General features: G+C 68.1%; 9 protein-coding genes and 1 pseudogene. 4 read left to right on the plus strand and 6 right to left on the minus strand.

The window, feature by feature from the left end:
* Positions 1 to 167: 167 nt before the first annotated feature.
* Together ITP53_RS51555 and ITP53_RS51560 are read right to left on the minus strand one after the other, a co-directional pair.
* Positions 168 to 1064 (minus strand): carbohydrate ABC transporter permease, encoded by an 897-nt coding sequence (locus ITP53_RS51555; protein ID WP_195902821.1) that lies wholly within the window; start codon positions 1062 to 1064, stop codon positions 168 to 170.
* Positions 1064 to 2062: an ABC transporter permease gene (locus ITP53_RS51560; RefSeq protein ID WP_207757618.1), complete on the minus strand. Its 999-nt coding sequence runs from the start codon at positions 2060 to 2062 to the stop codon at positions 1064 to 1066. Before ITP53_RS51560 ends, ITP53_RS51555 begins: the two co-directional genes overlap by 1 nt.
* 267 nt (positions 2063 to 2329) lie before the next feature.
* On the opposite strand from ITP53_RS51560, the gene ITP53_RS51565 reads away from it, so the two are divergent.
* A complete protein-coding gene (locus ITP53_RS51565) occupies positions 2330 to 3304 on the plus strand; it encodes a hydroxyacid dehydrogenase (RefSeq protein ID WP_195902822.1) in 975 nt (324 codons plus the stop codon).
* Positions 3301 to 5277 (plus strand): DUF2264 domain-containing protein, encoded by a 1977-nt coding sequence (locus ITP53_RS51570; RefSeq protein ID WP_195902823.1) that lies wholly within the window; start codon positions 3301 to 3303, stop codon positions 5275 to 5277. The genes ITP53_RS51565 and ITP53_RS51570 overlap by 4 nt, the downstream gene beginning before the upstream one ends.
* 26 nt (positions 5278 to 5303) lie before the next feature.
* Here ITP53_RS51570 and ITP53_RS51575 read toward each other — a convergent pair whose 3' ends face one another.
* Complete coding sequence (locus ITP53_RS51575; RefSeq protein ID WP_236052122.1) at positions 5304 to 5654, minus strand: transposase; 351 nt, start codon at positions 5652 to 5654, stop codon at positions 5304 to 5306.
* A gap of 645 nt (positions 5655 to 6299) precedes the next feature.
* Here ITP53_RS51575 and ITP53_RS51580 point away from each other — a divergent pair.
* Positions 6300 to 6824, plus strand: coding sequence for a BTAD domain-containing putative transcriptional regulator (locus ITP53_RS51580; RefSeq protein WP_207757619.1), 525 nt, complete (start codon positions 6300 to 6302; stop codon positions 6822 to 6824).
* Between the two features lie 212 nt (positions 6825 to 7036).
* Here the strand turns inward: ITP53_RS51580 and ITP53_RS51585 are convergent, their stop codons facing one another.
* The 3 genes and pseudogenes from ITP53_RS51585 to ITP53_RS51595 form a co-directional block, all read right to left on the minus strand.
* Positions 7037 to 7315 carry a hypothetical protein gene (locus ITP53_RS51585; RefSeq protein ID WP_195902825.1) on the minus strand — a complete coding sequence of 93 codons (279 nt, stop codon included), beginning with the start codon at positions 7313 to 7315 and terminating at the stop codon, positions 7037 to 7039.
* 156 nt (positions 7316 to 7471) lie between these two features.
* On the minus strand, positions 7472 to 7774 hold the full coding sequence (locus ITP53_RS51590) for a hypothetical protein (protein ID WP_195902826.1): 303 nt from the start codon (positions 7772 to 7774) through the stop codon (positions 7472 to 7474).
* A 6-nt stretch (positions 7775 to 7780) separates the two neighbouring features.
* Positions 7781 to 8297 (minus strand): annotated as a pseudogene (locus ITP53_RS51595) (transposase); the annotation flags it as partial.
* A 26-nt stretch (positions 8298 to 8323) separates the two neighbouring features.
* On the opposite strand from ITP53_RS51595, the gene ITP53_RS51600 reads away from it, so the two are divergent.
* Positions 8324 to 8617 carry a hypothetical protein gene (locus tag ITP53_RS51600; protein WP_195902828.1) on the plus strand — a complete coding sequence of 98 codons (294 nt, stop codon included), beginning with the start codon at positions 8324 to 8326 and terminating at the stop codon, positions 8615 to 8617.
* The last annotated feature ends 89 nt before the right edge of the window (positions 8618 to 8706 follow it).

Below are 8706 nucleotides of genomic sequence, written 5' to 3' on the forward strand. Positions count from 1 at the left end.
GTGCCGCAGCCGGCGAGGCCGGGTACCGCCACGGCTGCGGCACTTGCCGCCGCCGCGCGGAACAACGAACGCCGCGAGAGTCGCGATCCGTCCATGATCTGTTCCTTTCTTCAGGTGGCGGCCTCCCCGCCGGTCTGGCCCGTTGGGCCGTCGGGCACCCGAGCTGGTCAGGCCTTTATGGAGCCGGTGAGGACGCCCTTGACGAAGTAGCGCTGCAGGAATGGGTAGACGAGCAGAATGGGTACCGTCGCGATGATCAGGGCGGCCATCTGGATCGACTGCGGCGCGGTGAACGTGCCCGCGTCGCTGGCAGCAGCGGAGTCGGCGAGCTGCGCGCCCTGGATGACGTAGAGCCGCAGCACGGGCTGCAGCGGCCAGCCGGAGGCGTCGTTGAGGTAGAGGACCGCGTTGAAGAAGGCATTCCAGTAGCCGACGGCGTAGAACAGACCGACGACGGCGACAACCGCCTTCGACAGCGGCAGGACGATCCGGGTGAGGACGCGGAATTCTCCGGCGCCGTCGAGACGCGCCGCGTTGTGCAGATCCTCGGGGATGCCCTGGAAGAAGCCGCGCATCACGACGAGATTGAACGCGTTGACGAGTACCGGCAACACGAGCGATCCCAGGTTGTCGAGCAGGCCAAGCTGCTGGACCACCAGGTAGGCCGGGATCATCCCGGGCGGGAACAGGAACGTGAACAGGATGAGCAGCATGATCGGTTTGCCGCCGAAAACCCCAGGCCGGGCGAGGGCGTAGGCGAGCAGTATGGTCGCGATCAGGCTGGCCGCGGTGCCGACGGCGGTGACGCCGACGCTGATGACCAGCGCATGGGTGACGATGCCGCCGGAGAGCACCTCCCGGTATGCCTCCAGCGTCCAATGCTGGGGCCAGAGCACCCAGCCGCCGTTGCGGGTGATCTCCTCGGTGGTGGCCAGGCTGGTCGCGACGACCACCCAGAACGGCGCCACCACGATCATGACGATCGCGGTGAGGATGACGGTCTTCGCCGACTGGGTCAGCGGCGATGGACGACCCTGCCAGGCTGGTCTCGTCGTGCGTGCCATCAGCGGTACACCCCCTGCTCTCCCAGACGGTGCGCGACCTTGTTGGCGAGGTAGATCAGCACCGCGCCGATCGCGCCCTTGACCAGGCCGGCGGCGGCGCCATAGCCCCAATCGCCGCCAAGCACCCCGGTGTAGTAGACGAAGGTGTCGATAACCTCGCCCGCCGCCGGGCCGACGTTGTCACGCTGCAGGATGAACTGCTCGAAGCCGACCGACAAAATCTCGCCGAGGCGCAGGATGAGCAGTAACGCCAGCACGGGCCGGATGGCGGGCAGCGTCACATGCCACAGCCGGCGCCACCACCCGGCGCCATCGATCGCGGCCGCCTCGTATTGCTGCTCGTCGACCTGATGGAGGGCGGCCAGGAAGATGATCGTGCCCCAACCGGCGTCCTTCCAGATCACCTGGGCGATCATCAGGGGCTTGAACGCGTCGGGGTTGCCGATGATGTGGACGATCGACAGTCCATTATCGGCGAGGATGCCGTTGAGCACCCCGGCATTGCCGAGTATCTGCTGGAACAGCGCGACGACGATCACCCACGAGATGAAGTGCGGCAGATAGACGACACTCTGTACGAACCGCCGCACCGGAACGCTCGAGATGCTGTGCAGCAGCAGCGCCAGCGCGAGCGGGATCGGGAAGTAGAAGATGAGCTGGAGCGCCGAGATTTCCAGGGTGTTCAGCGCCGCTCGCCAGAAGGCGACGTCGGAGAACATGCGCGCGAAGTGGGCCAGACCGGCCCACTGGCTGTCCACGATGCCGATGAACGGCACGTAGCGCTTGAACGCGATGACGTTGGCGCCGAGCGCTCCATAGTGGAATATCGCGAAGTACAGAACGCCAGGAGCCATGAGCGCGAGCAGCAGCACGTCGCGCCGTACCCGCCGTCTGCGGTCGGAGCGTTTCCTGGCCCGCGCGCGCGGGCCGGATCCGCGGCCGACGCCTCCCGAAGCCGCGGACGCATCGCGCTGCGCGTACGGCAGCGTTGTCGACACCCTGCCTCCTCTCGCCGAACAGCCCATGCAAATCGGTTTCTCAAACCTTTCCGCAACGAGCCGCGTCAACCGTGGCGCTCCGAACAGGAGCTTCATCGCCACCGTTGGGAGCAGCGGCTGCGATGTTGTGTCAGAGTAAGGGCTTGTTCCCGCCGATGACCAGAGGTTACCGTCAGATTTTCCGCAAGCGTTTTCCGATCTTGATCGCTCAAGGCTACGTTTTTCAGGGGGAGTTCCGTGGCGGATCATGCTCATGTCGTACTCGCGATGCGTCCCACACTTCCGCCCGACCTGCTCGGGCCGGAGCTGCTCGCGAGACTCGACACGGTCGCCGACGTGCGTCGTGACCCCGTCCACGGCCGATGGGACGACCCGCAGGCCCGGGCGCTGCTGGCGGACGCGACCATCCTGCTCACCGGCTGGGGAGCACCCCGCATCGACACCGACCTGCTGGACCGCGCCCCGATGCTCGGTGCCGTCATCCACGCCGCCGGCTCGGTAAAGGGCCTGCTCGCCGAGGAGGTGTGGCATCGAGGGATCGCCGTGTCATCGGCCGCGCAGGCGAACGCGGTCCCCGTGGTGGAGTACACCGTCGCCGCGATCACCTTCGCCGGCAAGCGCGTGTTCCGCCTCGCCCACGACTACCGCGACGGGCGGTGGCTGGGCCCGCGGGACGGCGAGGACGCCGGCAACAACGGGATCACCGTCGGTGTCGTCGGTGCATCGCGGATCGGCCGTCTCGTGCTCGCCGCGCTCGCCGACCGTGACATGCGGCTCCTGCTCGCCGACCCGTACGTCGACGAAGAGACCGCCGCGACACTCGGCGCCCGCCTGGTCGACATCGACACCCTGTGCGCCTCCAGCGACATCGTCACGCTGCACGCGCCGGCCCTTCCGCAGACCCGCAGGCTTCTCGACGACCGGCGGCTCGGGCTGATCCGGTCGGGCGGCGTCGTGATAAACACCGCCCGCGGATCGCTCATCGACACCGACGCGCTCACCCGGCACTGCCGGTCCGGCCGGCTCGACGCCGTACTCGACGTGACCGATCCCGAGCCGCTGCCCGCGAGCCACCCCCTGTTGAGCTTGCCCAACGTCCTCCTGACGCCACACATCGCCGGCTCCCGCGGCAACGAGGTACGCCGGCTCGGCGCCTACGCCGTAGCCGAGGTCGAGCGGTACCTGACCGGCCAACCCTTGCAGGGCGCGGTCAGCCACCAGGATCTGGCGAGGATCGCATGAGCCGCGACGACCGCGAGGACGGCGTGACCATGGCGTTGCCGAACTGGCTGCCACCTGAGGACCGGCGCCGATCCCCGTTCACCGGCTGGACCCGAGCGCACTGGGAGACCGTCGCCGATCATTGGCTGCTCCCGCTGCGCGACCACGCCTCGCCGGGCCACGCGCTCATCACGCCGCCAGGGCGGCCGAGCCACTCCGGCATCCACTCCGACGGACTCGAAGGCTTCGCGCGCAGCTTCGTACTCGCGGCGAGCCGGATCGCCACCGGAGACGACCCCCACGACCACGCCGGCTTCTACGCCGAAGGGCTGCGCAACGGCACGTCCGCGCATGCCCCGGACGCCTGGCCCCGGGGGCGTGGCATTGGCGAGACCGGCCCCGGCAACGGGCAACCGATCGTCGAGGCCGCCGTGCTCGCCCTGGCCCTGCACCTTTCGCGGGCCGTCATCTGGGACGCACTCGACGACGACGTACGCGACCGCGCCGCCGACTGGCTGCGCCATCACGCGCAGCGCCGGGCCCCACGCAGCAACTGGCTGCTGTTCCCCGCCGCGGCGGAAGCCTTCCTGCGCTCGGTCGGTGCAGACACCGATGGTTGCGCCAACGCCGAACGCGTCGCCGAGCTGGAAGAATGGTACGCGGGTGACGGCTGGTACACCGACGGCGACGGGCGCCACGTGGACCACTACAACGCGTACGTCATCCACCCGCTCCTCGGCCTGTGGTACCGGTTGACCGGAGACGACGCCGGCCTGGCGCGATGGCGGCAGCGCCTCGCCGAGTTCGTGGCGCGCTACGCCCCCCTCTTTGCGCCCGACGGCGCCCCGATGTACCAGGGCCGCTCGCTCACGTACCGCCCCGCCGTGCTCGCTCCACTCTGGACGGCCGTGGCCGAAGGGGTGTCGCCGCTCGCGCCTGGCGCCAGTCGCAGGCTCGCCAGCGGGACGCTGCGCTATTTCGTGAACGCCGGGGTCGGTGCCACCGGACCGCTCACGCTCGGCTGGTACGCCGCCGAGCATCTCCCGTCGGTGCAGCGGTACAGCGGTCCCGGCTCGCCCTACTACGCGGGCCTCGGTTTCCTCGGTCTCGCTCTGCCCGCAGACCATCCTGAGTGGACAGCCGCGGAGTCTCCGCAGCCGTCCGACGCCGGCACCCCCACACTTGCCCTGCCCAGCGTCGGTTGGCTGGTGCACGGTCACGACGGCATCGTGCGCCTGGCCAACCACGGCAGCGATCATCAGCCGGCGCAGCCGCCGCCCGACTCCGACGTCGACGATCCTCAGTACACGCGGTTCGGCTACTCCACGCATACCACTCCGGGCTTGGGCCGGGCGGCCGTTGAGGGAATCGACAATCACGTGGCGCTCCTCGACGCCGCCGGCCGGCCGTCGCGGCGGGGACCGATCCGCGGCCATACCGTCGGTGACGGTTACGCAGCCTCGTGGCACGTGCCGCAGCGCGACGGACGACCGGTCGGCACGCGGATCGTGACCGCCTCCATGGTCGACGGCCCGTGGGAGCTGCGCTGCCACCTCGTCGACGGCCCCGCCGGGCCGCTCCGCGAAGGCGGTCATCTCCTCACCGGCGTGGAACCGCTCCGCGCGCACACCGGCACCGCGGTTGAGGCCGCCACCGCGGAGGTTGACGCGGTCGCCGAGGTGGAGCGTGCCGACGGGCTGTACGCCGCCGTGATCGGACTGCACGGGTACGACGCGAGCGGCGTCGCACGCTACGACGATGTCAGCGCGATGGGCCGATGGTCGGCAGTCCCGTACCTGCTTGCCACCCGTCAAGACGGGCCAACGGTACACGTCGCGGCCCACCTCCTGGCCCGGTCGGTCCGGCCAGCGGAGTGGCCGTCGGCCGTCACCGTGAAAGTCCACGATACGGTCGTGATGGTGACTTGGGCCTCGGGCCGCACCAGATCCGTCGATCTCGCCACGCTGTTCGTTGACGACGCCGGCCTGTGCTAACTCGTACTCAATCCGGGTCTTCGAATTTAAGCGGGGATGGCTCGGTTTCTGCTGCCGCGGGTGGTTGCGCAGCGTGACCGAAGGCGCTGGTTGACGGGGTTGCGGAAGCCGTACGCGCAGCGGGCTTCGAGCTTGATGACCCGGTTGGTCCCCTCGCTCTTGGCGTTGGTGATCCCGGTCAGCAGGAACGCCTCAATCTCGCTCTGCCAGGCCTCGACCGTCTCGGCGAGCGTCACGAGTTCGGGCAGGTAGGCGTGGTCGGCGCACCAGGTGTAGAAAGCGTGCAGGCGGTGGCTGATCTGCGAGCGGGCAGGGTGGGTGCGGGCCAGGGCGAGTGGTCCCACCCCGGACTCGATCACAGACCCCGAACGAATCATCGACCTAAACATACGCCGACGAGACCGACTCGGCGGCGTCCTCCACGAGTACTCACATGCGGCTTGAACTGCATGGATGGAGTGGTCGCGCCCGGCGTGGGACGGTGTGGACCCGTGCCTGCGACCGCTCTGTCCCATACCAGGAGTCACATGTCATGGGCGTGAGCTCGGAGCGTGTGAAGCGGAGTTACGCGGCGCTGGGCAGGTTTGCGGGGCATCGTGTTGCTTCTGCGATTGCCAGCGGTGCATAGATCGGGAAGGCTGACCGCCTGGATGCTGACAGCACCAGGACTTCTGCGCGGACCATCGGCCCTTATACCCTTGTCCGGCGGCTCGGTGAGGGCGGTATGGGTGTGGTGTATCTGGCGAAGGATCCTGAGGGCCAGCGGGTCGCTGTGAAGGTGATGAGGCCGGATAAGGCGCATCGGGAGGAGTTTCGGCGGCGTTTTGAGAAGGAGGCCGAGGCGGCCCGGCGGGTGGCACGCTTTTGCACCGCGCCTGTGCTGGATGCCGGTATGGACAACGGCGATCAGAATGTGGACAGCGCAACCAGATTCTTGACAAACATTCATCCGGTGTGCCGAGGAAATTTATCGTGGATTTTCGGATCATGGGTCCGCTGGAGGTGCGTGAGGGCGGCAAGGACTGCACGCCGACCGCGCCGAAGCACCGGGATCTTCTCGTGATGTTCGTGCTCAACGCGCGCAGGCCTCTGACCGTGGAACGGCTACGCGCGCTCATCGCGAGGTGCTTGCGGAGCTTCGGCGCCTTGTCGAGGAGTATCCGCTCTGGCAGCGCTTTCGCGGCCAGTTCATGCTGGCGTTGTACCGCAGTGGCCGGCGCGTGGAGGCGCTCGCTGCGTACGCGGCGCTGCGCGGCCGACTCGGCGACGGATATGCCATCGAACCCGGCGCCGCACTTCAGCTGCTCCACCACCGCATCCTGCACGATGACGTCTCGCTGCACGCCTGGGCAGGCCCGCCGGTGCTGCTGCCGCACGACGTGACAGATTTCACCGGCAGGCAAGATCTGCTCGACCAGGCGATCGGCGCGCAGGTCGTGCTGCACGGCCCGGCGGGCGTGGGAAGTCGACAGCATCCTGCGGGAGATCCACCGCTTCCTGCTCGTCCACCGCCGGGCTGCGCCCGGCCTCGCACCGCACCGCAGTGATGAGGAGTACAGCTTCTGCCACGCACGGTTCCGGGAGTACTTCCGGGGCCGCGCCGGGATCGTCGGGTAGCGGGATGCTGGCCGGCCGTTCCCTGCGGGATGACGTCAGCGCGCTGGTGGACAGCGGACGGGCCCGCTCCGCCCTCGCAGCCCATGCGCGGAACTGGCGTCAGTGCCCCACCCCGTACACGATCGAGAACACCGGGGCCGGGTCAGTGCGGGGAGGTGTAGAGGGTCTTCCAGGCGGGGTTGCCGGCGGTGCATTGCATCGACGGCTCGGCGGCCCGGCGCTCGGCGCATACCTTGAGCTCGACCTGGTACACCCGGTGGTTGGTGAAGGAGAATCTCTTCGGCGTGCGGTAGGCGCAGGTGCGGACGTGGTGCCGCTTCCAGGTCACGCGGTTTCCGGCCGTGTTCACGGTGGCGATGCCGAACACCACCCACCCGCAGGTGGACGTGGCCCGGGCCAGGTCGGAGACGGTGCCGGACACGGTCAGCGTGGCGGCAGTCGGCGACCCTGACCTCTCGCGGGTTGGCCGGGGTTGTAGATCACCTCCACCCGCGCGCCGAGCTCGTGCGAAGGACGCCGGTAGGCGATCCGCGAGTCGGCGGTGATCTGCCTGCCGACGATGCCCCTCCGCGACTCACTAGTCGAATCGGGCGCAGATGCGGACCGGGAGCGTGGGCGACCAGCGTCTGGACAGCACGTCGTACGCCCTGGCGTACGCGTCGATCCCCGGCTCCGAGCAGGGCTGCAGTGTGGTCATCACGCCGAGGCTGCCTCCGGCCTGGCCGTTGTACCGGAACGCGGTGACCGTGGCGCCGTACAGCTGGTTGCCGGTTTTCTTGGCGCGGATGGAGAGCTTGACCTTGCCAAAGTTGAAGTGGTCGCCGTTGAGCGTCACGTTGGGTGGCCTGGGCGGCGGCCAGGACGCGGGCGCGGTGGTCACGGACCTCGGCGGCGCGGCCGTAGTGCACGTCGACCGGGTGGTGGTGGCCGATCCCGGAGTGGTGGTGGTCGGTGTTGTACCAGGTTTAGAAGTCCTGGCAGAACGCGCGGGCGTCTTCGATGCAGCCGAATCGGCCAGGGAAGGCCGGACAGTACTTCAGGGTTTTGAAGCTCGCTTCCACGTGCGGGTTGTCGTTGGATGTCTTGGGGCGGCTGTGGGATTTGGCCACGCCCAGGTCGATGAGCAGTTCGGCGACGGTCTTGGACTTCATCGAGCTGCCGCGGTCGGCGTGCAGGGTCAGGGTGTCGCGGTTGACCTGCTGTTTGGCGGCGGTCTGGGCGATCAGCTGCTTGGCCAGCGCGGCCGATTCGCGCGAGGCGACCATCCAGCCGACGACGTAGCGGCTGTAGATGTCGATGATCGTATAAAGGTGATACCAGATACCCTTATCCGGGCCACGCAGCTTCGTGATATCCCAGGCCCACACCCGGTTCGGGGCGTCAGCCAACAGTTCGGGAATGCTCTTGGGCGGCCCGTCCTTCCGATCTCGTGTGTGTCGATCCCGCCGTCCGGGAGCAGGTCCTCAAGGACAACCGCGTCAAGGCCTCCCGCTGGACGAACGGCAAGCTCGGCCCGCACACCTGCCTCACCCCCTACGTATGGCGGGAGGCGTTCACCGGTGACGACGTCTGCGTCGAACTCGAGCAGCGCACCCAGGCCAAGCGGGACAACCAGCAAGCCGACGATCGCAAAGTCCTCGCTCGACTGTGGGTCACCAAAAGCAGATACGGCGGTAACACGTACGTGGGGTGCCCCGATCTTTCCGGACACGGACCCAAGTAGGGTTTACGTGACACCCGGAAGGCAAGGTAGTGGCGAAGAAGCCGAGGCATTACTCTCCCGAATTGCGGGCCGAAGTCGTTAAGTACGTC

It is taken from the genome of Nonomuraea cypriaca (genome assembly GCF_015645445.1).
Lineage (GTDB): Bacteria > Actinomycetota > Actinomycetes > Streptosporangiales > Streptosporangiaceae > Nonomuraea > Nonomuraea cypriaca.

What these genes read in the sequence shown, in the direction of transcription:
- ITP53_RS51555 (WP_195902821.1), bottom strand. Translation starts at nt 1,064, where the DNA reads ATGGCACGCACGACGAGACCAGCCTGGCAGGGTCGTCCATCGCCGCTG.
- ITP53_RS51565 (WP_195902822.1), top strand. Translation starts at nt 2,330, where the DNA reads ATGCGTCCCACACTTCCGCCCGACCTGCTCGGGCCGGAGCTGCTCGCG.
- ITP53_RS51570 (WP_195902823.1), top strand. Translation starts at nt 3,301, where the DNA reads ATGAGCCGCGACGACCGCGAGGACGGCGTGACCATGGCGTTGCCGAAC.
- ITP53_RS51575 (WP_236052122.1), bottom strand. Translation starts at nt 5,654, where the DNA reads ATGATTCGTTCGGGGTCTGTGATCGAGTCCGGGGTGGGACCACTCGCC.